Origin of the sequence: Microterricola pindariensis (genome assembly GCF_002936985.1) — a bacterium.
In the GTDB taxonomy this organism is placed as follows: Bacteria; Actinomycetota; Actinomycetes; order Actinomycetales; family Microbacteriaceae; genus Microterricola; species Microterricola pindariensis.
The window spans coordinates 34,966-59,081 of record NZ_MPZN01000008.1 but is presented as its reverse complement, the minus strand read 5'-3'; the positions used below and the strand labels follow the sequence as shown (position 1 = coordinate 59,081).

Sequence of the window (24,116 nt, the reverse complement as noted above, 5' to 3'; positions counted from 1 at the left end):
CCCCAGGCGCGAGGCCCATTGAGGCGGACCAGGTTGCAAAGCGACACCCTGCGTTATGCGTTCGCAGAGAGCCACAATCCCTCGGCTTTCCCCTTGAGTAGGAGTGGGGCCATTTGGTGGCGCAACGACGTTGCGCCACCAAATGACCCCAGTGAGATCCTCGTCCCACGTGCCTACGCACGCGGAACGATAGGCGCAGGCCCGAGGTCCTTTACTTGCCGCAGCCGAGGCGAACAATGATCCAGCACGAGCACGGATTCCACCATCACCCGGGACCCCACGCGTGCGACTTGGCCGTCCATGACGGCGAGCGTCCGTTCGGGGCGTCCGCACCGGAGCATTAACGCCAGCCCTTGTAGGCCTCTGCCACCACCTTGCCGAGCTTTAGGACGAGCCAGATCGCAGCGCCTGCAAAGGTGAGCGTGGTCAGGGCGATCAGGAGCTTCTGCCACCACTCGGGTACCGAGGCAAAGCTGTCCCAGGCCCATCCGAACAATGGCCCCACACCGAAGATGCCGCCGGCCATGTCGAGCAGCTGCGCAAACACCAGCGCGACCAACGCGAACGGCAGCAGGGCCAGTGCGACGTTCCCAACGCCCCGCCACTTGAGGGCACGAGGTAGGCGCTCCATGCGTGCTTCGGCCTTCGCAAGCACCGCTATGGCCTCCTGAAGCCGCATAGCGACCTGAGTGCTCTGCTCGGCGCCCAGGGCAGCGAGGCGCTGCTCTTGTGCGTCGAACAGGGCGGCCACACGCTTCTCGCTGGCCGCGGCAACCTGTCCTACGACGACGGCTGCGACCTTGTCGGCGTCGACGCTGACGCGTGCCTTCGATTTCACCGCCACTGCAAGCTGATCAACGCTCGATGTCATGGCCTCCACTCGATCGTTTGTCTTCCGACTGAGCTCGAAAGCGGAGAGGTCGGTTTGCTTGACCGTCTCGCCGCCCGCCAGCTTCACCGTCGTGCTTCCGGTCACTGCCTCGCTTAGCAGCTTCACCGTCTCGCCGACCTCGCTGACGCTGCTCTGCAGCTTCGCGATCTCGCTTGATTGCGCCGCGGAGCTTGTCTCGGGTTCCCGAGAGGTCGACAGCCGCTCGATCACCTGCGTGCTCAAGTTCTGCGCCGTCACTAGGTCCGAGACCGTGCCCACGATCACGCTCTGTTGTTCCTGAACGGTCTGCAGCTGCGATTGCATCGACGTCAACAACTCGAACAGCTTCGAGTTCGACTGCTGCTCCTGTTCCTCTGCTTGCAATTCCTGAACTCTCGAAAGTGCGCCCATGATCCGTCTCCTCTGTAATCGTCGTCGGTAGTACAACCACCTGCGCCTGTTGTCGTGAGCGCTGCTGGTTGTACTTGAAAACCTCGTGCGCGCCCTTATGGGTGAACTCGCTTGAGAGCGAAGAAGCTTTGCGGCGACGAGTGCGTCGTTTCGGGCCGGTCTCGTCGAGACCCTTGTATGTCCATCCGGTCGACTCGTGCGCGGGCGTTCCGCCGTCTGCACTGCCCGTGATCCTGTGGACCTCTTCGACAAGCTCGATGCCGTTCTCGGCGAGCACCTCGCGGAAGTGAGCGGTGTCGACCGACCGGGAGTCGACCAGGGCGTCCTCGATCTTGTCGCCGAGTTGCTTGTCGAACTCAGAGAGGTTGCTGCTCTCGCGATCCTGCTCCCAGTATGAGCCTTGGTCTCGCGACGTGACTTTGCGGCCGTCCTTCTCGACGGTCTTGCGCTCGAGCACTTCGAGCTCGTGCTCACGCATCAACTGATCGTTGGCCTTCGCGACCATCCAATGGAGGTGGTTTCCCTGCAGTGCTTTGTTGGTCACGTCGTCGTGGTTGATCACCTTGATGTGGTTATGGGGATGCCCACCATGGCCGTCGATGTGCGTGATTACGAGCACGTCCGAGTTGGGGTGCAGCCGTTTTGCATACTCGTAGCCGAGCTCATTCACCTGCCGTACTTGCTCGGGATCGCGCGGATCGAACTCGGTGTTCTTAAAGCTCTGGATGATTGAGCGTGCTTCGATCTTGCGACCGTACTTCTCGGTCAGCGCCTCGGCCCGCGCCACGAACTCCTCCGGAGATCGGTGGTCGCACGTCATCGCCGCGACGCGATCGGTGCCGTTGGCCTTGTGGGTATGAAACCTCTTGCTGCCCTTCGCTCCGTAGAGCTCGTAGTCGACGGCGCTACGGGTCTTGGCGATTCGCTTGACATGAACGATGCTCATCAGCGGTACCCGCCAAGTTGGGTGCGCACTTCCACGAGCAGAGCTCGCAGATCTGACAATAGCTCCGTCACGGTTGCCTCGTCGTCGGCTGCAGTGATGACCAGTGCCCGACTTTGATTGCCTAGCCGAGCCAGCTGGTTCACGTTCCCGCCAACGCGGTTCACTGAGGTGCGAAGCTCGACCAGCTCGCGAGCCGGTGCCTGCGGTGCTACGTCGATCGCAGCTGCCATCGACGGCGATGGACGAGCGGCATTGACCGCGTCAAGTGCCGCCGCCCGCATGAGCACCGAAGGGGCTATGCCATCCCGTGCCGCTGCACGGAGAATGCGGTCGAGCTCGCCTTCGTTGAGGCGAACACTCACAATGCGCCTGCGATTCGGTCGCCGCGTATCTGCAATCGGATTAGCCATGATTGGCCCACTTCAGTTGCAGCGGGACCGGTGCGAGCTCTGCCTTCCGGAAGCATCCCGAGATGCTTCCGATGTCGCCACCGAACTCCGTTGCTCTGGCGAGCGTCGTCGGCGGGGCACCAAGCTCCGTCTCTCTGGCGAGCGTCGTCGGTGCGGTACTCCGATCGGTGGCACGCGACATCACCAGTTCCGCCCCGACTTCGTCGGTTCCCACGGTGAGCCGCGCACTCCCAATCGGAGTACCGCAGGTGATGGTCGTGGTAGTCATTTCTCCGCATCCCCCCCTTGTCGTTTGCTACAAAATTACTACCAACTACTCTATGGTTACCATCATCACGCAAGCAACATTTTCGTCATACATCGCTGGCGCTCGTGTTCCTCAAATGAGCTTGCGGGGGAGAGCTTCGCCCTCCCCTCGACCCCACCTGAAGGGCGCCCTGCGGGCTTGAGGTACTCGCCCTCGCGGCGAGCACCAGCGCAGACTCTGCCGCCGACAAGTTGGCAGAATCTGCGCCACGCGCGACGGCGATGAGCGTACTCGGGTGGAGCCCGGCGGTGCGCGTACCTCGACGCTCATCGTCAAGCGCATGCAAATCGACCCGTCGAAGCTTGCCAAAACGGCCGTTACGCAACCACATCGGTCGCCCGCGAAGCAGAAGCGTGGCCAGAACCTGGCCGCTCAGTGGTCACTTAGTGGCCCACCCGCTGATTGCCAGGGCAGTAGGAGTCACGTCGTGGCCACACCGTGGTCCGCGCTTGCCCACTCCGCGGCCACCACGGGAATGCAGGGCGGGTAGCGACCAGTGAGTGGTCACATCGTGGTCACTGGCCGCCCACTCCAGACCCGCACGAAGAAGCCCCGCCATCGGGATTGGATCGTCGTGATCTTGGCCAACGGCATCTGCGAGCGCGAACTTCCCCTAGCGTGGAGCCCATGGCCCTCACCCCGGAGCAGCGCGCAGCGCAGCGAAAGATCGTCGGCACGTTGACCCTCAAGAGCGGCATGTGGTTTGAACCCGATGGCCAGTTTTGCATCTGGCGAGACGAGCGCGCGTCAACGGAGTGGGGCAACGGGATTCCCGAGCTCAGCGAGCACTTTGACACGCTGGAGATTCCGTATTTCGTTCGGGTCGAGGTGCTGACCATCGGGAAGCGGAAGAAGCCCGGATTCACACTGGTGGTGCGATGGGATGACCTCCCGGCGCTGACGCGGTGGGTGCCGTCGTTCGAGAAGCAGATCGACAACGTTCGTGCCGAGATCGAGGCGTGTTGATCGGGCCATCAGGCGTTGGACGTTTTGCGACGTGGCGATGAACGAGGCAAAGTGGATGGGCTACCTCAGCGATGCAGCGTTCGTGCTCGGTGCCACAGGGGTAGTTCCGCGGGGCAGCAAGCATCCGGGACCTTGGGTCACGGCGTAGCGCGAGGCTGCTCGGAGCGGCCGCAGCTGGATGACCAGCGAGCGGCAGATGTTGCTCGACGAGCGTTTGCCGGGATGGCGGGAGTCACCGTCATAACCGGCGCCCGAGTTGAGGGAGGGCCCGCCACCCGAAAGTGACGAGCCCCGACTGCCTAGAAGAGGTCAGTCAACCACTCGCGGGCGAATGCCATGATTGCAACGACAGCTGTCTTGACAGCTACCCCAATCACGAAACGCTTACGCGAAGCGGCACCACAATGAGAACAGTTACCTGTGTTCATCGGTGGAACTCCTTCGAACGTGGCCAGACACGGGTCCGAAGGGTGCTGCTTCGATATGTCCAGAGGCGTGAGCCAATGAGGCGTCCCCAAGGGGGTGCCTTTGGATTGCAATTGCAACCCAACACACGTAGGATTCCTAGTAGTTATTACAGGGGAATCCACTTCCCTCGCGCACCACTCGGTGAGCAAGAGCCCAGACCTGCGAAGTCTGGGCTTTTATCTTGCCCGGGAGAACCTACTGGCGTAAACATCTCCCGCCGGCCCCCTCAAGGCGCGAATGCCGACTCCTCAATTGTAGGAGAAGGGCATCCGTCAATGTGGGCGAATGAGCCCGCTAGCGGATTATTCGGCAAGAACTGTGGATAACTAGCTGGCGCGCTCGACCAGCACCATCGTCCCGGTCTGCTTTCCGATGGTGAAGCGGCGGCCGAGCTCTGGACCTCCTGGCACAGTCACCTCGACGAGAGCGCCGAGTCGGATAACCTTGTCCAACGCCGAGGGCGTCACCTCGCGCACCCGGTACCCAGTGCCGTTCTGCAGGGTGACCAGATCACCGACGTGTATGTCGGCGGCCGGGAGACGTTCAGCTTTGCTCATGCGTCCAGCATGACCTGTTTGCTTCGGTTCATGGTCAAGCGCTGAACGCGTCGTCGACCAGCGCCTGCGCGGCGCGGGCGACCTCTTCCAGACGACCTTCGCGGATCGCGTTCACAGGTGTGTCGTAGTCGAGCCAGGGGTTGGCGCCGATGAACCAGAGGCGTGCGACATGCTCGCCCTCAGCCTCGACGACCTTCTGCAACTGCTCGTAGGCGAACGCCAGTCGACGGACTGCCTCGGCGCGCGGCGCGGGGCCACCTTCCTTCGCCCACTTGTGGGTGATCTTGCTGTCCTTCGACCCGGCGAGAGTGGCGACGAGAGTGCCGCCGAGCGCTGCGTTCAGGCGGCGCGTGATCTCGCGGACATCGAGTCGGTCGCCGGTCACTACTCGCTCTCCAACGTAAAAGTTTGAATCAGGATGCCGCGGCGCAGGAACTCGCCGTTCTCTGCTGCTTTGGCTGCGCCGTATGCAACAATCTCGCGGTGACTTTCCTGCGGGTCGGCTGAAGTCTCGATCACCTCAGATTTTTCCGGTTCAGCCATCGGTTTCCTCGATCTTTGGTCTTGTCATGAACTGGGTCTCCCAGTCTCTTGTGCGCCGAACCCGTGGCGGCTTTGGTGGACCATTCAGCCATTGCCAGTTCAGCGTCGAAAGCTCGAGTAGAGCGAGATTCTTGGACTGGCCGTCACAGCCGAGCGAAACGATCTGCTGCCCAGAGCCGAGTGTCGTGCAGTCAGCCGCGTGCATATGCCCATGGGCAAGCAACTTCGGGGCGACACCGGCCCAGACCTTTGTGACGAGCTCGCGCGATCGACCTGAGTAGCGCAGCGCATCAGCACTCCAACTCATTGGGTTGCTGCTAAGCACGGCCTCGGAAGCCGGGGTTCCCCCGTCGATCGTTTCATGCGTGAGCAGGACATCTGCAGGACCACCGCTGATGGCACGCAGTACGTCCTGTTCCGTTGGCAACTCACTCGGGAACCAGTCGATGCCCGGTTTTCGCAACTCGAAGTCGACGGAGGCTGCACCGCCGAATGATACGAACATCCGGTTGCCAATCTCGAATCGGTAGCCGCGGGGGAGTACCTCAACTGTCTTGCTCAGCTCTACCGGCTTGCCCGGCCGCGCATTGAACTCCCTCTCGAGCCAATTCCAGTCCTCATGGTTCCCTGGGGTGACAAGCACGCGAGAGATCGCGGCCCTGTCGCACCAGAAGTCGACAGCGTCGAGGAAATTGCGACCTCGCGCGCCGGACCAGATTCCAAAGTCGCCGGCGTGCAAGATCGTTCGCACGCCGGAGGTCTCGCGGGCAACTGACGGGATGGCTTTACCGATCCAGTCGAAGTTTCCGTGCCAGTCGCCGGCGACGACCACATGCGTCTCTTTCCTCGAGCCGGTTGTGAAATCGGACGGCGAGCGTTTGCCGGATGAACCTTCATCGTTCACGGGGCGAGTCCTCGCTTGATGAGGTTCTGCATTGCCTCATCTTGTGCGAGAAAGGTACGAGCGACAGCATGGAAGGCGTTCTGTTGTTCCTCGCTCGTGAGTGCCTCCCAGCGGGGGAGCACCCCGCGAGTGGCAGACGCCCCCTGATTCGTCAGACATCGAGCCGTCTCTTCGACAAGCTCAATCCGAAATGGGGGCCAGACCTCGCGCCACATGTTCAACGTCTTCTCCAGTATTTCTCTATTTCAAAGCCAAGCATTGGGTGCATTTGTGAGGCTTCTACGACCCTTTTGAAGACTCGACCAGTTCCTTGACTGCTTTGTTATCCACGCCTTTACGGAGCCACTCCACCGGAGTTTGCGCCCATACGCGACGAGACCCGATTGTGGCCTTGTCATGAACCCTGCGGCGCTCTGCCAATCCCGCCTCGGACGGATTGCTTCGATCACAGAGGGAAAGTCCGGAGGGATCTGCCCTGGGAAGCCAGCGCAGAACTGCCAGGTGGGGAAATGTAGACGGCCAGAGACTTCGATTGCGTCGAGAGGGTTCTCGGTGACAGCGGTAACCGCGCTCGCCTCGTCCCAACCTAAGAACTTTGTTGGAATCAGGTGGCAGACGGGTCATAAGCAAGCAGGTTAGCGGGAAGGCGTGGAGGCCGCTTTTCGCGTGCAAGCGGTCCCCTGGGGCGTTCTTCTGTGTTTCTGAAAGGCAGAATTTGCTCGGAGACCAACAAAAGGGGACCGCGACGTTGTCACCAGTTCGGGCTAGTAACGGGGCTCCAAGGGGCAATCAAGGACTCTAAGTTCCCAGAGAAATCACAGTCACGAATATGCCGCGCCTTCGAGACAGCGTCCCGGTGCTTTTCCGTCGAGTGGCTGGGATTCTCGCCCCGCCGATGTTGGTGCTGAAAGCTCCGACTGTTCCCGTTTCGCCGTGATTTATCGCGACTCTGAACCGGAAACAACAAGGTCTCGCCCAACTGGATGGGCTCTTCCTGTCGGCGCGCGAGGGGTCCGGGCCGGCCTTCCCGGTCATTGCTGTCTCTGTGGCGGCTGACCCGACCGCCGCACCGGATGGGAGATCACTCCTCTGGGAGGAACGTGACGACGACGTCGTCGTAGGTGCGTAGGGCCTGTTTGGAGGATAAGGCCACGCCTTGGTTCACCTGGCCCGGGTATGACAGGTCCCGCCAGCGTCGCCATCCGTTGGCGTCGAAGTAGAGCTCGAGAAGCCTGCGTCGGGCTGTGCTGACCTTCTCGGCTGGCATCCATAGGTCGGAAATTTCAACGACGTCGCAAGCAACGATCTGCGATCCGGGCATAGACGCTTCGAGCTTCGCCAGCCACGTCTCTTGACCCATCGTCAGCGTGCCCACATACATCGCTTTGACCTCTCGTCTCAAGATCGGGAAGGGGGCCACAGGTCGGTCCGCGGCACCAGCTGCCGTGACGCTAAGAATAGTTGGATGTCTCACAAACGGCTGTATGGCCGAGATCGGGCCGTCGGCGGGCAAATGATTGACCGCCATGAAGGATCGGCTTTCCCTGTCTCGACGCTGAAACCCGGAAAAGAGGGCTCTCGCCGAATAGTGCGGATAAGTGCGATTATCCGGTGCTGAATACCAGCCCCTTGAAGTGAGATGGTGTTGAGTTGAAAAGAGGGTTGAAGGGCGCGTAGGGGCACAGCAGCCCCGTGTCAGGAATTGTGACAACGAGGCTGCTGATTTGCTGCGTGAGCTGATGCTCTCGGCTGAGGCCAACGACCCAGTCCCTAGCTGGCGGCTTCCAGGTCGGTTTCGCCAGGAGCGCCATAGGTTGCATCAAACCACTCGATGAAGCCGAGAGTGGTGCCCCATTCCTGGGCGATGCGTTCGTGAACCGCGCGCTGATCGTGCCCGGGGAGAAAATCGCGACTGTCGGCGACCTCCTCGCCGCATCCGCAGCCACATGTGCGGGGCGTATCCAATGGACGAAGCGGGTAGGTGACAGGGTTGCGGAAGCTGTCGACGGTGGTGCCGATCAGTGCGTCGTAGTCAGCGTCACCAGGGCCGAGCACCTTTCCACGAAGTGCGAACTTCGTCCGGCCGCCCTCCAGGTCCGGGAACTCGTCGAACTCGATCTTCCCGCCCTTGCGGTCGAGTTTGACGACCATGGCCACTTCTGAGTTGTACGAGTAGGTCGCGATCTTCACTTTGTGCACGCGTCGACCAAGGGCCCAGACTCCGCGATTCTGCGCGAAATTGGCCTTGGGTGAGAGGGTGGGATCCCAGCCAACCCAAGTGCGTGACATGGGGTCCTTCTGAGGGTCACGCGGCTGCACATCGCCTAGCTTGAAATTTATTGTCATGATGATTTACTCCTCCTGATGCGAGCCAGAAAAGGACTGGCTTGTGCTTGATTTATATTTAACATAGTGGAGCCCTTTGCAAAACACAATGCTTGCGTGATTTTTATGGCGAGGGGGTGGCGGTGGTTGTGTCGCTGCGCCAGTCGCGCTAGTCGACACCGTGGGCTCTCAGGAGCCGTGGGTGTCGATAGGTGAACCGCGTCAGACGACGCGCGATCCCGATCTGCTTGAATGTGCCCATGCCAGACGCTGCTCCTTCAGTTCTCACCTTGACCGCGCCCTTCCACATCTTTCGATCCAAGGGGGCGAACCGGATCAGGTACCAGAGCGCCTCGCGTATCTCGGAAGGATTCGACAAGGACGCGGCGCCGACAGTCGGTGCGATCTGCATTGCGGTGCACGAAAGCTCTGAGGACGAGGAAGATGGCGCTGTCGGTGATTCGATTGTCGCGCTCGCCCTGGTTCGGGGCGTTGCAGGGGTAGCAAGTGGGCTTGTGAGAGCGACGCTCACACCGATCTATCGGCTTCCCGCTGCTGTGCCGGTGGCTGACCTACAGAGGAAGCCTGTTGCTCTCGGAAAGATACCGCCCGACTTTCACTCGCGACTCCTCTCGGCCGAGACGGCGCAGGCGCTGGTCAAGCACCTCGAGGCGTTCGATCCCACGCTCAGGGAATGGATCGCCGCCGTGCTCGGAGATGCACGCGAGTTCCCCGAGGGCGTCCAGCAATCTCGTGTTGAGGCCAAGGACGCTGTCCAACTTGCTGCGCAGATGGCAAACATCGAGCTGCCAGCCGACGCCTTCGTGTCGCCGCCGTCGGAATCCGCGAACGAGACGCTCCTGCAGACTGTGCTCAACGCGGGATACGAGCATGACCTGGAGGAGGAACTCCTGCCACTCGATCTTCAGCGCTTCGACGGAAAACTGGTCGGTGATCAGCGGGCGGCGAGCGTCGCAGTGTTCATCGACAAGAATGGCGGGGACAAACTGATGGTGATGTCGGTCAACAAGAAGCCGATCGAACTCGAACTTGGTGTGGACCTCCTGTACTGGGATCAGGTCCACGATGCGTTCACGTTCGTCCAGTACAAACGACTCGAGAAGTTCAAGTCCAACGATCCGCACAATGGGCACGAGTGGGCTTATGCCCGTAAGGGTGAGATAACCAAGCAGCTTGCTCTCATGCCCATGGGTCGTCAGGTGGCGAAGTTGGCGGCCGACTGGAGAGCGTTCGGCACGCCATTCTGGTTCAAGTTTGTTCGCGGTGACGCGGGCAGAAAGCTCGACAATAAGACGCTCAAGGGTATGTACGTCCCTGCCGACTGGCTCCGCCTCGCCGTCGAGGAGGACACGTTTAAAGTAGGCCCGCGGGGAGGTTTCCGTCTCACTTACGACAACGCCAAGTACGTCGATCGGACGACGTTCGCTCAACTAGTTTCGCGCGGCTTCGTCGGCACCGCCGGCGCAAGATCCAAAGCGTTCAAGAAGCTCCTTCAGTCGAAGGACAGAGAGTTGATTGTCGCGGTGCGAACGGAGTGGCAGGACGACGAGGATCCCGAGCTGAACGACTTGTCTCCAGAGGCAGACGGCGTCGCCAGAGCAGTCGGGTTCTCCAATTTGCCGTTCTAGAGGGTGTGACTGGAGATCACGACAGGATGTGTGACCTGCTCGTCGAGACTCGCGAAACGCGGGAATCAACGCTAGATCTTTGTGATCTTGCCGTCCGTGCCGTCGTAGAGGTCGAAGTTCCGTTCGCCAACGAGCTCGATCATCTCGTCGAGTGCCTTGTCGATGTCCACACCGGTCTCGTGGTCATTGACCTCGAATGCGCGAATTGACGGATTGAACGGATTGGAGTCGAGTAAGAAGACGAAGAACTTCTCGAACTGCTCTTCCCGACCGGCTGGGTCGTTCCGACCCGTGAACAGGCGCAACCTCGGGAAAGCGTTGCGGAAAGTGCTCTTTCGCTTCTTTTGTGCCCCATCCGCTGAGCGGTCGTCGGTTTCGGCCCCCACGTCGAAAAACATGAACGCCGCGAGCACCGCATACGGAAACCGGCGGTGGAGCGTGACGGATTCGATGAGCATGTCACCGCGACGGTTAGTGAGGTTCTTCTGGTAATTTCTGGTCGCGCTGTCGCGCCACATGATCGTCTTCACACTAACGGCGAAGATCAGCCCAGATTCCTCGGTCGCCCACGAGACGTCTACCTTCTTGGCGCCGATGCCCCCAGATAGACGGCGCTCAGCACCGCTTGATCCGAGCTGGCCCGGTTCTGCGGGCAGGACGTTGTCCATGCCGCGATCGCGAAGTTCGGCGGCGATAGCTTGTGCCAAGTTGTCGCTGAGGCGCTGGTTCCAGTTCTTCTTGTTCGCCTGGGTGTCAGTGTCAGCGGGCTTCACGCCCGCTGCTTTCACGGCGGCGAGAAGACGACCCTCAAATCTGGACACGTCGACCCCTTGATGTGCGGCGCGCTGAAAGTTCTGAGTATGCGTCCCGGAGTGCTCTAACTTCTGATCGCGCCATTCCAAGCTCTCCAATTAGCAGTACGTCGTCAACCAGCTTTGCTGCCTCCAAAAGCTGACCGTATCGAAGCCGAGACGCCAACTGCGGACGCAACGCCACCAGCTTCTCCCGAGCAGCTTCTACGACCTCGGGTCGCGGGACAGGAAGCCGGTCGGCCTCGCGGGGCTCGATCTTGAGCATTCCACCCCCGTAGGCGCGTCCCACTGTCTCCGCGCCGACGAGTGTCATCGACGTGAGCGAAGCGAGTGGGAGTAGCTGACGACCGAGATCGCGGTGCTGCTCGTTGAGGTAGATACCGTGGATCGAGTTCAGGTGCAGAGCACCCGCTTCATTCGTCGTGATGCGGGGAGTATCGGCGTTCATATAAGTCAGGAACAGGTCGGCTGTCTTGACGAGTGGCACCCGCCACCACGGCTTTCGCACGCGGCACTTGTACGCCTGGTCGACCTTTGCGATCTCACCCGCGTCAAAGTACCTCTGCGCAGCCTCGGACGGTGTGCCGCTTGGGCGCAGTAGGTAGGTCGCTGCGCCCTTCTTGCCCATCGCGCGCCACGCATCGTCGGAAAACATCAGTCCTCGAAGATGACTGCTGCCAGGAGGGGACAGCTTGAGCAGTTCGGAGCGAGGGATGCCTTGATCGGCGGCTTCCTGTGGCGACATGGTGAAATACCGGTTGTTGCCAGTCACCATGCCGAGCGTCGTCTCGCCCCACTCATGGAGCGTAGTGAAGCTCGTGTCGAGGAGTGAGTTGTACGCAGAGAGTGCGGCGGCGCTCAGAAGCGAGGGTGTCCACTTGTCGGCGGAGTTCTTCGGTGTCCACGTCGTCGCGGCAAGCGTCTCGTCGAGAGCCGCAGCATTCTGCGCTTGGTAGATCGACATGTGTTTCGCACTGCCCTCGTCGAAGCCCTCGGCGAGCAAAAGAACGACATCCTCTTGTGCTTCGGCGAAGACTCGCTCGGTGAAAAGCACGAGGTCGACCTTGGCGAAACGATCCATGAGGAACTTGCGCACCTCGGCGGCGTAATTAACCGACAGGAGCTCGGCTGGGATCACTAGGCCCAAGCGCCCACCGCGCTTGAGCATGAGCGCGGAATGGACAGTAAACGCTGCCCACGAAGACGCGAGACCTGAGAGGTTGACGCCAGCTTTGAGCGCCGCTTCGCGAGATCGCGTGCGTGCGTCGCCGGAGAAGTCCTGGTAGCGGATGTAAGGAGGATTTCCGATCACCGCAGAGTAGGTTCCGCTTGGCTCAACGAGGAAGAAGTCGTTCGTTTCGATCTGCGGATCGCCCCCAGCCTCACGCACTAGGCGGCGGGCTTCGGCGGCGGATGCAACGTGAATTTCTACCCCGTCGACGCGAGGCGGCCGCGCGGGTCCAGTGTTGTACGTGGCGAGCTTCTCAACCGCGTGAGTGAGGAACGCCGCCTCCCCGCAAGAGGGCTCCAGGACCGTGTCGTCGGCACTGCGGATTGCCCAATTGACGACGAATGCGGCGATCCGTTCGGGAGTGAAGAATGCGCCGCGAGCCTTGCGGATCTCCGGAGTGTCCGGGACTGGTGCAAGGTGCATTGGCATGGTTCCATTCTGTCTTGAGGGACTGACATTGATTACCAGCGACGCACCAACGTGTGCGCTTCCGGGCCACCAAGCGGGACGGCAAGCGAGCTGAGGCATATGCGGTCAGACCGGGCGAGAGAGTGTCAGTGCTCTTCGAACGGATCATATGGTTCGGTGAACCATGCCGTGCGAGGGGCAGAGCCAAACCAGCTGGAGAGAGTCGTCGATGGGGCCTGGCTCAAGTGGCTGGTTGCACTCAGGGCAGTCGCGGCCGGGCGGAAGACGGTCGAAATCGACTTCGTCGCTAGTCATCAGAGCGACGCGGGCGGCTCGGCCGCGAGGGAGTCGGGCTCGTTGATGAACGCGAGAAACCGCCGGCCCTTCTCCGAGGTGCGTGGTGCGAAGATCCCGTCGACGCCCATCGTCGTGGTCAGCGGGACTGCGCCAAGTCCGGCGCGCTCTATGTCAGCAATTGCTTGAGTAACGGCGGAACGCCAGACCCGCTCCTCCACGCCGAGTGCGGAACCGAGCGGGCTGGAGATCCCGCCCATCATGATGTTGGAGTGCTGGTCGTAGAGCCCTCGTGATTGGAGCCATGCGGCGGGATCGGTGAAGTAGTGCAGCAGCCAGATGTGGAGCTCGTCGAATTCACCGACGAGCCGAGTGAACTGTTCGCGCTCACTTATAGAGAACGGTGCCCAAGAGCCACCGTTAGCGACGGCAGCAGCGAGCCGCTGGCGCTTCTGCTGACTTGCGGTCTCTGCGGCAGCACGTTGTGCGCGGGTGACGGCGGCAATGAAGTCATCGGATCCCACGACGTCCTCAATTGTCGCCGTCCCATCGAGTCGAACTATGGCGTCTGTCAGGGACTTCGCAATCGCGATATTGAACTCATGCTGCCGCTCTGCCTGTCGGGTCTCAAGCGCGTGAGCAAGAGTCTCCGCGGCGAGGGGCCCAACGACTGGGACGAGATTGAGGGCTGCTTTCCCAGCAAAGACGAAGAAGTCCTCGGCGGGTTCATGTGGCGGCACTAGGTTCTCGAGATCGGTCACGAGCCCATCCTGTACTACCCAGCTGACACTCGCACATACTGCGCGCTGCGCGCTAGATAGTTCTCATGGCTGGCCTGAGGCCGGCAGGTTGGACGACCGGGAGGAACTGGAGTGAAGTCACCGCCAGGAAAGGGAAGAGCCCGCCCCCGCGGGTGCGCGGGAGGCGGGCTCTTATCTCGCAGTGATTTGGATGTCGGGTCAAGCAGCAACGTCGTCGTTTGCGCGATCGGCGATGATCTGGTCGAACGCCAGAACCGTCAGACTGAGACGCTCTAGCTCGGTCATCAGGCGCGCATCAAGGGCTTTGGACCGCTCGACTAGGGCTTGGTACCCCGGCCTCCACCGCGCGGTGCACCCCGTCTTCTTGCAAAGGAAGTCAGATCCCATGCGGTGGTAGGTGCCGTGCTCATGCGCACAGCTCGACGTTGCTCCGTCAGCGAGCACACGCTCAGTCCACTCCTTGACGTCCAAGTCGCACAGCTCACGCGCAAACTGCGCGGTGGCGATCTCGGCGTCGGTGATATGGGTATCTGGCGGAACGAGAATCCATGTCTTGGGTCGCTTGCTGGCCGGATCTGGCTTGATCTCCTGGACGGTCCAGCCGGCCTTGCGGAGGTCTGGGGCGACGCGACGCATCTTGCCGCTGATACCTCGTTGCTCTGGCCAAAACTTGTCGTCACTTGGCCGCGGCAACAGCGTGTACAGCTCCTTGCCAGTCCCAACCCATCGTTCGGTGATCTTTCCGATGATCGCGCCAAGGAACTTGTCCGTGCGTACTATGTCCTCGGCCACGGACTGTTGCGCCTGTATGTAGTGGTCCAGACTGCTTGATCCCGTGGCGAGATCGAGCGCAGCGAGTACCTCTGCGAAGTCAGCCATACGGGGCTTCTCAGCGAGGTGGACCTTGGGTAGTTTCTGCAGAGTCAGCACGACGAGATCTAGCAGGCCGCCGACCATCGACGGGTACACCTCGTCCCAAGCAGCGTTGAGCTCCCGCTCTGAGCGACGCCCGGTGGCAGGAATCACCTCGAGATCGCCCCACACGCAACGTTCTGCCAGGTCGCCGGCAAGACTTCCTACGTCGATTCCAGTGAATCCCAGAACACCCTGGACCTGGATGATGCGGGCGTCGTCGTCTGTGTAGAGCGAGCGATCCACGTCAGACTCACCGGTCACGTAGCGGCACAGGCCGTCGGACAACCAGCGAGGGATCGAGGACAGGTTGTCGAAGATCACGCTGCGGGAGTGGGCGCCGGCATGGAGCAACCGGTCAGCGTCGCTCGGAGGCCGTCGGACTGCTGCGGCCGTCGGGTCGAAGAGCGAGAAGATGCGCCGTGCGCTGCTGGTCTTGGCGGTACCTTGCTCACCCAACAGTGCAAGTATCGGGCAGGGAAGGCCGATCAGGATTACCGCTGCGATCAGCCAACCGGTAATCAACTCCCGGTCGGCTGCAGAGGGGAGATTAACGAACTCCCACAGAGGATCCAGGCTCCCGTTGCGTGTGGGTGTGGGCAAAGCCGCCGTCACGTTAGTGCGTCGGAACAGCACGGGGATCTCAGCGTAACCGTTGAGAACTTCCCAGCCGTCCGGGGTTACGCGAACGACTTGCTCCGTTGCATCACCGAGGTCGATGAAGATCTCGTCATCACTGGTACGAGATGCGCGCATGTGAAGCTTCGTGGGAGCGACCGGGTCACCCGGGTCGTCAGCTTCGTACTCCAGTGCGCTCATCGCGTCGCTCAGCGCGTTCTGCGAGGCGGTGCGCCGGGTCTTGCGACGGAACAGTCCGCCGACCTCTTTGCGAACGGAACGCTTGCTCCCGACGAGCGGAATAGCGATATGTCCGCCCTTTCGAACGCCAAAAGCTTTGCCGTCCAAATCGACGCCGAGATTGTACTCATCGAGGGCCAAGTCGACGAGCTGCTGCGCTGCTGACCGTTTGCCAGAACTCTGGGCCTCGAAGTCGTCTTCGGATAGGATTGAAGTAGACATCAGGAGATCTCCTTTGCAGATCTGCCGTGTCAGGGTCGTCGAGTTACAGCTCGGCGGCCCTAACGTTTTATATGGGGTATCGAACGTCAGGAAGCGGCGAGTAGCCGACTGAGCTCCGCTTTTCGCTCCACGCTCAGGCGTGGCCAAGTCGTGACCATCTGTGCGGCCATCACTGCGAGGTCGTCGAGGGTGTTGGGTTCAGACGGATGCGCTTCAACGAGGTCACTCATCGCGAGCACTGGTGCTGCCAGACGATCGAGGTCAGACTCACGCACCATGAACTGCTTGCCAACTTTCACTGCCGGGAGGCGCCCATCGTGAACGTACCTCCGTAACGTGTGCGGGTGTGGCCAACCGCGTTCAGATGCCGCACGCAACGAAAGCAACGGGTCATCAGCGTTCGACAGGCGAAGGGTCTGGGGCAGAGTCGTAGTTGCAGTGCACATGGGGACCTCTCAAGTGGAGTTCCTTCTGTCCTGCAGTCCGGAATCGGAGGTTGCTGCCACCATATGAGATTCAAGGAGTGGGACTGTGGCGTGATTGCAACCGCTTGTAGTCCGATGGTATCGATTGTGTGCGATTAATACAACTTGACGTTTACTACACAGGGCAATCTGTCAGCTTTGCGAAGCAACGGCCTTGGACGCGCCCCCGAGCATTGACGATGATGAGCAGGCGAGCTCGCAAGCGTGGTCCTCGCTGCGCTCGGAAAGGGCAAAGCTCAGGGCGGATGCAGCTGAATGTGGCATCCCGGATGCGGAACTGCGGAACTTATCTCGCTACTTCTCTTCATCTGCTTAGAACTCTCTATTTCTTTAGGGGTAACAAAAGAGAAGTGGTGGGATTCCGTCCGCAGCTCCGCAGCTTCTTGACTCGATCCGCGCCACCAGCGGGCAAAACGGCTGCGGAACTCGGTTGCGGAACTCTTGCGGAACCTGTTCAGCGCCGAGTTCCGCGGAGTTCCGCAACGAGTTCCGGGATGGCTGCCGCGCTGGCAACATCGCTCCGACGAACGACCCGCCGGCCGAAGGCTGGCTATCTGAACTAGCTTGCGCGCAGCGCGCGCTTCGTGGAGGCGGATCAGCGCCGGACGCGGCCGATACGATCTACCCATGGCCAGTACCCAAGAGATCGAGCACAGTGGATCGAAGTTTTCCCAGGTGTTGGATGTGGCGGCGAAGTTGCCCGGCGTCCGCATCAATCGTGCGGCCTATCTCCGGGTGGCTCTCAAGCGACACTGCACCGAGGAACAGATCGAACGAGCTATCTCGGAGAGCCCGGCAGCGGCTGGCATACCGCTCAAGATCATTGCAGAAGCGGCGAACACCTCCGTCGCCTACGAGACGAGCAAAGCGACAGGGATCTCCACCCTCGCGGGAATCCCAGGCGGTCTCGCAATGATTGGCACAGTGCCTGCTGATATGGCGCAGTACATAGGTCACATGCTCCGCGTCGCTCAGAAGCTCGCCTATATCTATAGCTGGCCGGACCTCTTCGCCGATGACGGTGATGACGAAATGGACGAGGCCACCGAGAGCATCCTCACGCTATTCGTGGGAGTAATGGTCGGAGTGCAGTTCGCGCAGAGCGGTGTGACCAAAGTGTCGGCCATTATCGCGGCTCAGGTGGTCAAAAAGCTCCCGCAGCAAGCGCTCACCAAGGGGCTGATCTACCCGATCGTCAAGAAAGTTGCATCATTCCTCGGCGTGGCAATGACCAAGAAGCTCTTCGCCAGCGGAATCGCGAAGGCCATTCCCGTTCTCGGAGCCGTGCTTTCTGGTGGACTCACCCTGGGTACGTTCCTCCCTATGTCGAAGAAGCTCCAAAAGCACCTCGCCAGCTTGGAACTCACTAAGCCCGGTCATCGACGGGACGAGGCGGATGCCAGCGGTGAGGTAGTCCCTCTGGTAGTGGTGGAGGAGTGCGTCAATGACGCCGAACGGCCAGGGCCGACCGACCTCGACGCTGCCTAGCTAGAAGCTCCCTAAGGATTAGAAGGCGCCAGCTCTTCGATGTAGCTCATGCCCCGACGCATCTTCCCTCAAAGCAAGGGCGACTGTCGCGCCGGCCACAGTCACCCAGTGCTTTCGCATTCATGACGCCATCAGATCGCGTGACCGGCTCTCGCGATTCGCGAGGAACGCTCGCAGATCCTCTGGGTCCACCCGCCACCGAGCGGTGTTGGCGGTACCTCCCACGTTGATGGCCCGGAGGTCACCCCGCGCGATGAGCTGCCTGGTCCACCACTCGGTGACCCCGAGTGAGTGAGAGGTCTCCTTGACCGTCAGTAGTGCGCCCTCACGAGTCAGGAGTGCAAGAAGTGTAGTAATCGGTAAGTGTGTCATGTTGTACAACATTACTCATGCGACACGACAGGCGTATGCATATGTGGTGAATTTGTGGCAATCTTTCTTGTATGACTATTCCACCAACCTCAGAATCTGAACAGCTTGTACCTCCCGCCGAGTCAACTCTGCTCAAGGCGATGCACCGCAAATCCGGCCTCACTGTCGCCGACCTTTCCGCTGCGACGGGACTCAGCGTTGCCACAATCCACATTGCGTTGAATGGAATTCGCTATCGCTCTGACGGCCCCAGAATCGCGGTTCCCACTGACATCACACTCGTGAAGCTCGGGTCGCCACTCGGGATGGATCCTCAAGTACTGCGCATGATCGGCCGTGACCGTGCCGCGGACATGCTTGAGGAAGCGAAGCTCGCGGGCCCGCGAGTCGGTGTGCCCTCTGAGCAGGAGGCCGTGGCCGCAGCCGCTGCTCGCGCCGCACTCGCGGTCAAGGTGCTCAGCGCGTTTAGTTCCGATGAAATGATGGCCGAGATTCGACGCCGGAAGATGTCCGACGAGTGAGCGTCCACGACCTTTGGGATGGCCTACCCAAAGCTGAGATCGCCCGCCGGCGCCAGAAGAACGCTGTTCGCTGGCAACGGCGCTGGCGTGGTCCGGACATCAATCCGACGACGGGCCGGCTCGCACAGCACAAGCAGTCCTACTCAGACAATCAGAAGCCTCAGGCGCTGCTTGACGAGGCCGCGCAGATCCAAAGCCCTCATCAGCAGGGCACCCGCAGTAGCTCTGTCACTGTCGGCACGTTGCTCGACCGTCACTTGGCTGCCAAGGCCGACCGAGCACCCAAGACCATCGAGGCAGACGAGTATCACGCATCGGTGGTTCGCGACACGTTCGGTGATCGAGTGTTGTCGACTATCGACGCAACCGAGATCGAGATCTGGTCCCAGCGCGCGGAGCCAGCCGCGTCGAGCCGCAAGAAGCAGCTTGAGTTGCTGCGTGCAGCGATTAAGCGTGGTGTCCGCGACAACCTGGTCGGCGTCGATGTCACCGAGGGCCTTGTCGTCTCGCTCCGGCATACCGAGAGACCGTACTGGTCCTCACAGGAGTTGCGCGCGGTCGTAGATGCTGCCTCGAGCGACTTCGATGCGACGATGTTCCGGGTCCTGGGTTTCCTGGGTCTCCGCGAGAATGAGATGCGGACCCTGCGTGTCGGCGACCTAGTCGGCAACCAGCTCACCGTGCGTGACTCCAAGACGCGCGCCGGTATCCGCACGCTTCCAGTTCCAGCCAGCGTCCTTCCATCCCTCGTCGAGCTCGCTGGATCAAGGCCAAAGGCGGACTGGCTGTTCGTGAGCCCCCGTCGTCCTGGCAACGCCGTCTCCAAGGGGTACGCCAACGCGGCGCTCACCCGTGCCGTCGGTGGCGCCAACGCGATTCGGATCGATCCCATTCGGCGACTTAGTGCCCACGGGCTCCGGCACACGTTCGCAGCCATCGCGCTGTCGGAAGCCGGCGGCAATCTCCTGAGCGTCTCACGTGCTCTGGGGCATGCCCGTCCGTCAATCACGCTCGACCGCTATGGACACCTCGCACCTGCCGGTCTCGAGCCGTTGATGGCGCTAGTTGACGCGTTCGCGGTGCCAAAGGCTGCATGATCTAGAGCAATTGGCAAGCCCGTCCCGGTGTTTGATACTGGCGTGGATTGGGCGAAGGGGGCTCCAAAGATACGGTTGCATGATGCCACCCCTCATTTCCGAAGCAGAGTTCACGGGCAGTCGCGCCAAAGAGATTGCCGCTGAGTATTTCTTAGCGCTGGTTGCTCAAGTCGAGCCGCTGATCGACAGGATCAACGGTTTCAATGTTCAGGTTGATAGCGCGCTCGAGAGTGACGACCAAGACTCGCGAACAGATGCGGTTAGCCACCAAGCACGTGCTCTACTCTCGGTTGCGGCCGACAATGTGAACACTCTCGCCGCTGTAGCCGTGAAGGCAGTAATCTTGCCCGCGTTCGCGGGATACACGTTGCTCCGCAACGTGATCGAGTGCGCCGGCGTCGCGCTGTGGCTGATCGGTCCAGCGAGCAGCGACCAGCGCGTGCTGCGCGCCCTCCAGCTCTCCCGCGAGTCGCTCGGTGATCAGCGCCGGCTGGAGGCGACCAAGGCCGGTGGAAAGTACGCAGGGCTAGCCCCGACGGATTCGGTACTGCGCAAGCTAGAAATCGAGCGCGACATGCGCCCGTCTAACACCGGCGCGAGACTGATGCCACCGTCGATCACAGAGCGACTTGAGGAGGCAGAGGCGTACGTGACGCGGCACGCCGACCACCAGGAGGCCCTCGTGGTCTTTTGGCAACGCGCCAGCGGTCTCGCGCACGGCCGACGGCATGCGGTCTGGAACGTGAGCGACGCGCGGATCCGGCGCGCGGATCACGTTGGCTTCCAAGCTGTGATTGCCGCAGACATCGTGGCGTTGACTGCCCACTTCGAGGCCGCAGTCAACTACTTGGAGGACGGGGTTCGAATGCTTGAACAGCGAGGTTCTAGGTGATGTGTGCAGTGCACTCGCACGATGCCTGAGAGCCCTGCTTGGGTGGCTCCCAGTGTGTGTCTGCTTATAGGGCGGCCCAAGGTGGAGCCGCCCCCGAGGGCTAAGCGCTAAGCGATGGTCCGCTATCTGTAAACTGCGAACCAATCGCACTGGCGTCGAGTTCCGTCACCGCTGGAATTCCCACGGGTAGCCACTTCGCGCCGACGTTCAGGGAAGATGTGACGAAAGGCTGCAATGGACTCCACAAACCACGGACCGAACCAGAGAGCCATCGACGCGTTTCTCCTGAGACTTCAGACACTCACGGTGCCTGAACTCGCGGCGGCAGCTACGGCGGCCAACGACCTGATCCGGGCACGAGTAACTGACGCACTAAGGCAAAGCCGAGCAGATCACATGTGGAATATCGTATTTGCGACGGAGCGACACCGATATGGGACGATGGATTTCTTGTCGGACGCGGATCGTGCGCACGCAAAACAGAGAGCCGATGCCGCACGCGACCGCATTCTTGGAGATGAAGCGGGGCATTTCGAGCACGCTTGGTCAATCGCCGAAGCCGAGGCAGCGGCACCTGTTGAGGCAGCGCTTGATGAGCGAGATGGTGTCGATGTCGGGGCCGCTGCCTACGTTCACGCCTTCAACAGGATTTTGTTGGTTGCGAAAGCTTGCGCGAAGGAACCAGGTGCCGTTGACCAGATGACGACTGAATGGCTTAGGCCCGGAGCATACGCCGCCGAGCGCGCTGGACGCGTGCTAGTTGTTCAGGATCTTCTACCGGCGGCGCAGTTCGAGTTGTTTGCCTCGCCCATGCGCGCGGCGGGGATCGATCTGCGGCAGCTCTGAACCTCGTCATCGCCTGGATTAGGTCTTCAGGAGGCACGCCCAGATCTTGGCGTGCCCGAATAGCGCCCGAGGGCATCAGGATTCCGTGTCTTTCCGCATTAACCCCCTGCTTTGCAAGCAGGATGTCGGGAGTTCGATTCTCCCAGGCTCCACAGACAATCCCCGGTTCGCCGGGGATTTTTTGTTTTCCGGATGCCGGCGCGCGGCGCATCCAGAGTGAAATCAGTAGTTAATACGGATGTGCTCGCGCGGCCCGATTTGTACTCTCGATGCTGGTCCGCCCTGTCGTGGCCAGGATGGAGTCCACAATTTCCCGGTCGTCTCGCACCCGTTCCCGCCTGCGCGCGGGCCTGGCCACCCTCGCCATCGTCGCGCTCTCCGCTCTCGGCATGGGGGCTGCTCCGCTTGCGGCATCCGCGGCGCCCGTCACAGTGACCGGGCTGTTCCTCACGCCCCCGCCATCCACGCCGGGTTACACCGACTTTGAGGTGACGGCTGCGGTCTCCAACGACGGTGGCGCGGGCGCAACGGTGACCGGGGTCTTCCGCATATCTTCCGCCAACACAGGGCGGGTAATCCTGCAGTCGACAGAAACCTTCGTGAACGGCGTTTCCCAGGCGTTCACGATCCCGGGGAGGTTCGTCGACTCGATGACGCTCGGGCTGATCTTTGTCTTCGAGCCAGCGGGCACTTCATCGCTGTTCCAGACGAGTGATACCACTGTGGTCACGAACATCTTCTCCACGACCGCGCTGGACGTCTCACCGCTCACCGGCGGCACGACCATGTGGGCTCACACGCCGACAACGTACACCGCGACCGTGACGCCGGCTGTTGCGGGGATTCCGGTGCGCTTCCTGAGCATGCGAATCTTTCCTCCGGGAACCAACCCGTTGGGAACCGCCTACACAGATGCGAACGGTGTCGCCGCACTCACCCTGCCCACGGGGGAGCCAAGCTTCCTGCCCATGATGGTGAGCGCGAAGTTCGACCCGGCCCCGGCGCAGCCGATCTTCTCGTCGACGTCGGATATCAAGCAGCTGAACGTGGGCCCGTATCCGGCCACCGTCACGCTCGACTACACGGCGTCGCCGACCGCGGGGCAGCGCGTGCCCGTCACGCTGGTGTTGGGGCCGGGCACCCCCGCCCAGGCGATCGGAGGCAGCTTCGACATCACCCGGGCGGGTACGGCCGTTGGCTCGGCGTTGATCGCGACGACCCCGGCCGGCCTCGCCGCGACGATCGACGTGGCATGGCCCGGCACGATGGGGCTCGACGAGTTGGACTTCGCCTACCGCCCAGTGGGCTTCCTGCCTCCGATCAGCGTCGAGCCCGGTGCGATCGCGCTGGACTGGCAGGCGAACGCGACCGCGACGGAGCTCAGCGTGCCGGCCGCGGTGCCGTTCGGCACTGACCTCATCGTCACCGCACAGGTCACCGGCGCCGAGACCCCCGACTCTGGATCGGTCGAGTTCTTCCTGGACGGGCTGAGCTGGGGGTCACACCCGATCGCGAGCGGCTCCGCGACGGTCACGATGACCGGCCTGGGCGTCGGCGGCCACACCGTGACCGCGACGTTCTCCGGTGACGCCACCTCCGCACCCTCCCCGGCGCCGGCCGCAGCGGTCGACGTCACCGCACTGCCGACCACGACCGAGCTCGTGCCCGCGCCGGCACGCGTGCACCCCGGGCAGGGCGTGGTGCTGCAGGCAACGGTCTGTGCCGCGTCGACGGCCGGGGAGCCGCTCACCGGCACGCTAGACCTCCTGCTGGCCGGTGACATCGTGGCCAGCGTCGATTCCTCGCTGGCCACCGCCCACGCGACGCCCAGGGGCACCTGCCTGGGCTTCGAGACCACCGTGACGGCCGGTGGCGTCGGAGCGCACGAGATCACCGCTCACTTCCGCGCGGGTGGACCGTTCGCCGACTCTGCTGCGGCGCTCACCGGGGCCGATGCGCTGATCGTCACACCGTGGGCGACGGCGCTCACCGGCTCGCTCAGCAGCGGGAACGCGTTCATCGGCGACGATGTGCGGTTTGACGTCGCTGTCTCCGTCGGCGCCGCTGGCCGCGCCACCGTGCTGGGCGCAGCCGCAGGCGCGGGCGCGCCGCTCGCGACGGGGACCGTCGTGCTGCTGATCGATGGCGACCCCGCCGGCGACCCGGTCGCACTCGTCGACGGGCGGGCGTCACTCACCGTGCCGACCGGTTCTGCCGGATCACACACCGTCGGTGCCCGCTTCACCCCGGCCGGGGACAGCATCCGAGCCGCCGAGCTGGCGGTCGGCGGCACACTGACGGTTGCGGCGCCACAGCCTGAGCCCACGCCAGAGCCCACGCCTGAGCCGAGCCCCGAGTCGTCTCCCGAGCCGACTCAGACGCCCTCTCCCACCCACACACCGGCACCCACCGCCGCGCTGCCCGCGACCGGATTCGACGCGGGCGCAGCAAGTGGCGCCGCCCTCGGGGCCCTGTTGGCAGCCGCGGTCGGCATCGCCCTGGTGGCACGCCGACGCAGCGGGCACCGCTAGACACGCACGCTCGGAGGGCCGGTCCGCCG

At 62.0% G+C, this 24,116-nt stretch carries 24 protein-coding genes; 8 read left to right on the top strand and 16 right to left on the bottom strand.

The genetic code is table 11. The features are described from left to right. Positions 1–340 precede the first annotated feature (340 nt). Genes GY24_RS17445 through GY24_RS17430 form a run of 4 tightly spaced genes read right to left on the bottom strand, consistent with a single transcriptional unit; the run spans position 341 to position 2,906 of the window. Positions 341–871: a hypothetical protein gene (locus tag GY24_RS17445; RefSeq protein WP_133161107.1), complete on the bottom strand. Its 531-nt coding sequence runs from the start codon at positions 869–871 to the stop codon at positions 341–343. Continuing rightward, on the bottom strand, positions 855–2,228 hold the full coding sequence (locus tag GY24_RS17440; RefSeq protein WP_133161106.1) for a relaxase/mobilization nuclease domain-containing protein: 1,374 nt from the start codon (positions 2,226–2,228) through the stop codon (positions 855–857). Before GY24_RS17440 ends, GY24_RS17445 begins: the two co-directional genes overlap by 17 nt. After that, on the bottom strand, positions 2,228–2,638 hold the full coding sequence (locus tag GY24_RS17435; protein WP_133161105.1) for a plasmid mobilization protein: 411 nt from the start codon (positions 2,636–2,638) through the stop codon (positions 2,228–2,230). Before GY24_RS17435 ends, GY24_RS17440 begins: the two co-directional genes overlap by 1 nt. Continuing rightward, positions 2,631–2,906 carry a hypothetical protein gene (locus GY24_RS17430; RefSeq protein ID WP_133161104.1) on the bottom strand — a complete coding sequence of 92 codons (276 nt, stop codon included), beginning with the start codon at positions 2,904–2,906 and terminating at the stop codon, positions 2,631–2,633. The genes GY24_RS17435 and GY24_RS17430 overlap by 8 nt, the downstream gene beginning before the upstream one ends. A gap of 666 nt (positions 2,907–3,572) precedes the next feature. On the opposite strand from GY24_RS17430, the gene GY24_RS04165 reads away from it, so the two are divergent. Continuing rightward, positions 3,573–3,911, top strand: coding sequence for a hypothetical protein (locus GY24_RS04165; RefSeq protein ID WP_104474505.1), 339 nt, complete (start codon positions 3,573–3,575; stop codon positions 3,909–3,911). A 794-nt stretch (positions 3,912–4,705) separates the two neighbouring features. Here GY24_RS04165 and GY24_RS04160 read toward each other — a convergent pair. The 6 genes from GY24_RS04160 to GY24_RS04140 all read right to left on the bottom strand — a co-directional run bounded on the left by GY24_RS04160 (position 4,706) and on the right by GY24_RS04140 (position 8,672). Further along, a complete protein-coding gene (locus GY24_RS04160; protein WP_104474504.1) occupies positions 4,706–4,936 on the bottom strand; it encodes a hypothetical protein in 231 nt (76 codons plus the stop codon). A gap of 34 nt (positions 4,937–4,970) precedes the next feature. Continuing rightward, a complete protein-coding gene (locus tag GY24_RS04155; RefSeq protein WP_104474503.1) occupies positions 4,971–5,321 on the bottom strand; it encodes a hypothetical protein in 351 nt (116 codons plus the stop codon). Continuing rightward, complete coding sequence (locus GY24_RS17610) at positions 5,321–5,479, bottom strand: hypothetical protein (protein ID WP_161498681.1); 159 nt, start codon at positions 5,477–5,479, stop codon at positions 5,321–5,323. Before GY24_RS17610 ends, GY24_RS04155 begins: the two co-directional genes overlap by 1 nt. Beyond that, entirely contained in the window at positions 5,472–6,383 is a 912-nt protein-coding gene (locus tag GY24_RS04150) for a metallophosphoesterase family protein (RefSeq protein WP_104474502.1), read from the bottom strand. Before GY24_RS04150 ends, GY24_RS17610 begins: the two co-directional genes overlap by 8 nt. A gap of 1,081 nt (positions 6,384–7,464) precedes the next feature. Continuing rightward, positions 7,465–7,911 carry a hypothetical protein gene (locus tag GY24_RS04145; protein WP_133161103.1) on the bottom strand — a complete coding sequence of 149 codons (447 nt, stop codon included), beginning with the start codon at positions 7,909–7,911 and terminating at the stop codon, positions 7,465–7,467. 242 nt (positions 7,912–8,153) lie between these two features. Continuing rightward, on the bottom strand, positions 8,154–8,672 hold the full coding sequence (locus GY24_RS04140; protein WP_133161102.1) for a hypothetical protein: 519 nt from the start codon (positions 8,670–8,672) through the stop codon (positions 8,154–8,156). Between the two features lie 296 nt (positions 8,673–8,968). Here GY24_RS04140 and GY24_RS04135 point away from each other — a divergent pair, with 296 nt between their 5' ends. After that, the gene (locus GY24_RS04135; protein WP_104474499.1) at positions 8,969–10,357 is read left to right on the top strand and encodes a hypothetical protein; all 1,389 of its coding nucleotides are present in this window, start codon (positions 8,969–8,971) and stop codon (positions 10,355–10,357) included. Between the two features lie 71 nt (positions 10,358–10,428). Here GY24_RS04135 and GY24_RS18010 read toward each other — a convergent pair whose 3' ends face one another. The 5 genes from GY24_RS18010 to GY24_RS04110 all read right to left on the bottom strand — a co-directional run bounded on the left by GY24_RS18010 (position 10,429) and on the right by GY24_RS04110 (position 16,301). Further along, the gene (locus tag GY24_RS18010; protein ID WP_233279186.1) at positions 10,429–11,178 is read right to left on the bottom strand and encodes a hypothetical protein; all 750 of its coding nucleotides are present in this window, start codon (positions 11,176–11,178) and stop codon (positions 10,429–10,431) included. After that, positions 11,165–12,829, bottom strand: coding sequence for an Eco57I restriction-modification methylase domain-containing protein (locus tag GY24_RS04125; RefSeq protein ID WP_233279185.1), 1,665 nt, complete (start codon positions 12,827–12,829; stop codon positions 11,165–11,167). The genes GY24_RS18010 and GY24_RS04125 overlap by 14 nt, the downstream gene beginning before the upstream one ends. A 293-nt stretch (positions 12,830–13,122) precedes the next feature. Continuing rightward, the gene (locus GY24_RS04120) at positions 13,123–13,863 is read right to left on the bottom strand and encodes a protein kinase family protein (RefSeq protein WP_104474497.1); all 741 of its coding nucleotides are present in this window, start codon (positions 13,861–13,863) and stop codon (positions 13,123–13,125) included. A gap of 198 nt (positions 13,864–14,061) precedes the next feature. Continuing rightward, on the bottom strand, positions 14,062–15,855 hold the full coding sequence (locus tag GY24_RS04115) for an ATP-binding protein (RefSeq protein ID WP_104474496.1): 1,794 nt from the start codon (positions 15,853–15,855) through the stop codon (positions 14,062–14,064). An 86-nt stretch (positions 15,856–15,941) separates the two neighbouring features. Then, positions 15,942–16,301, bottom strand: a complete 360-nt coding sequence (locus tag GY24_RS04110) for a helix-turn-helix domain-containing protein (RefSeq protein WP_104474495.1) — start codon at positions 16,299–16,301, stop codon at positions 15,942–15,944. Between the two features lie 666 nt (positions 16,302–16,967). On the opposite strand from GY24_RS04110, the gene GY24_RS04105 reads away from it, so the two are divergent. Beyond that, a complete protein-coding gene (locus GY24_RS04105) occupies positions 16,968–17,828 on the top strand; it encodes a hypothetical protein (RefSeq protein WP_104474494.1) in 861 nt (286 codons plus the stop codon). Between the two features lie 120 nt (positions 17,829–17,948). Here GY24_RS04105 and GY24_RS18220 read toward each other — a convergent pair whose 3' ends face one another. Next, positions 17,949–18,200, bottom strand: a complete 252-nt coding sequence (locus GY24_RS18220) for a helix-turn-helix domain-containing protein (RefSeq protein ID WP_407662145.1) — start codon at positions 18,198–18,200, stop codon at positions 17,949–17,951. A gap of 71 nt (positions 18,201–18,271) precedes the next feature. Between GY24_RS18220 and GY24_RS17425 the strand changes: the two genes are divergently transcribed. The 5 genes from GY24_RS17425 (at position 18,272) to GY24_RS04085 (ending at position 24,087) form a co-directional block, all read left to right on the top strand. Beyond that, on the top strand, positions 18,272–18,721 hold the full coding sequence (locus GY24_RS17425; RefSeq protein ID WP_133161101.1) for a MarR family transcriptional regulator: 450 nt from the start codon (positions 18,272–18,274) through the stop codon (positions 18,719–18,721). Then, entirely contained in the window at positions 18,718–19,818 is a 1,101-nt protein-coding gene (locus GY24_RS04095) for a tyrosine-type recombinase/integrase (protein ID WP_104474492.1), read from the top strand. The genes GY24_RS17425 and GY24_RS04095 overlap by 4 nt, the downstream gene beginning before the upstream one ends. A 79-nt stretch (positions 19,819–19,897) precedes the next feature. After that, positions 19,898–20,710, top strand: coding sequence for a hypothetical protein (locus GY24_RS04090; protein WP_104474491.1), 813 nt, complete (start codon positions 19,898–19,900; stop codon positions 20,708–20,710). Positions 20,711–20,944: 234 nt separating this feature from the next. Further along, positions 20,945–21,556: a hypothetical protein gene (locus tag GY24_RS17420; RefSeq protein ID WP_133161100.1), complete on the top strand. Its 612-nt coding sequence runs from the start codon at positions 20,945–20,947 to the stop codon at positions 21,554–21,556. A gap of 296 nt (positions 21,557–21,852) precedes the next feature. Further along, entirely contained in the window at positions 21,853–24,087 is a 2,235-nt protein-coding gene (locus tag GY24_RS04085) for an Ig-like domain-containing protein (RefSeq protein WP_161498680.1), read from the top strand. Positions 24,088–24,116 lie beyond the last annotated feature (29 nt).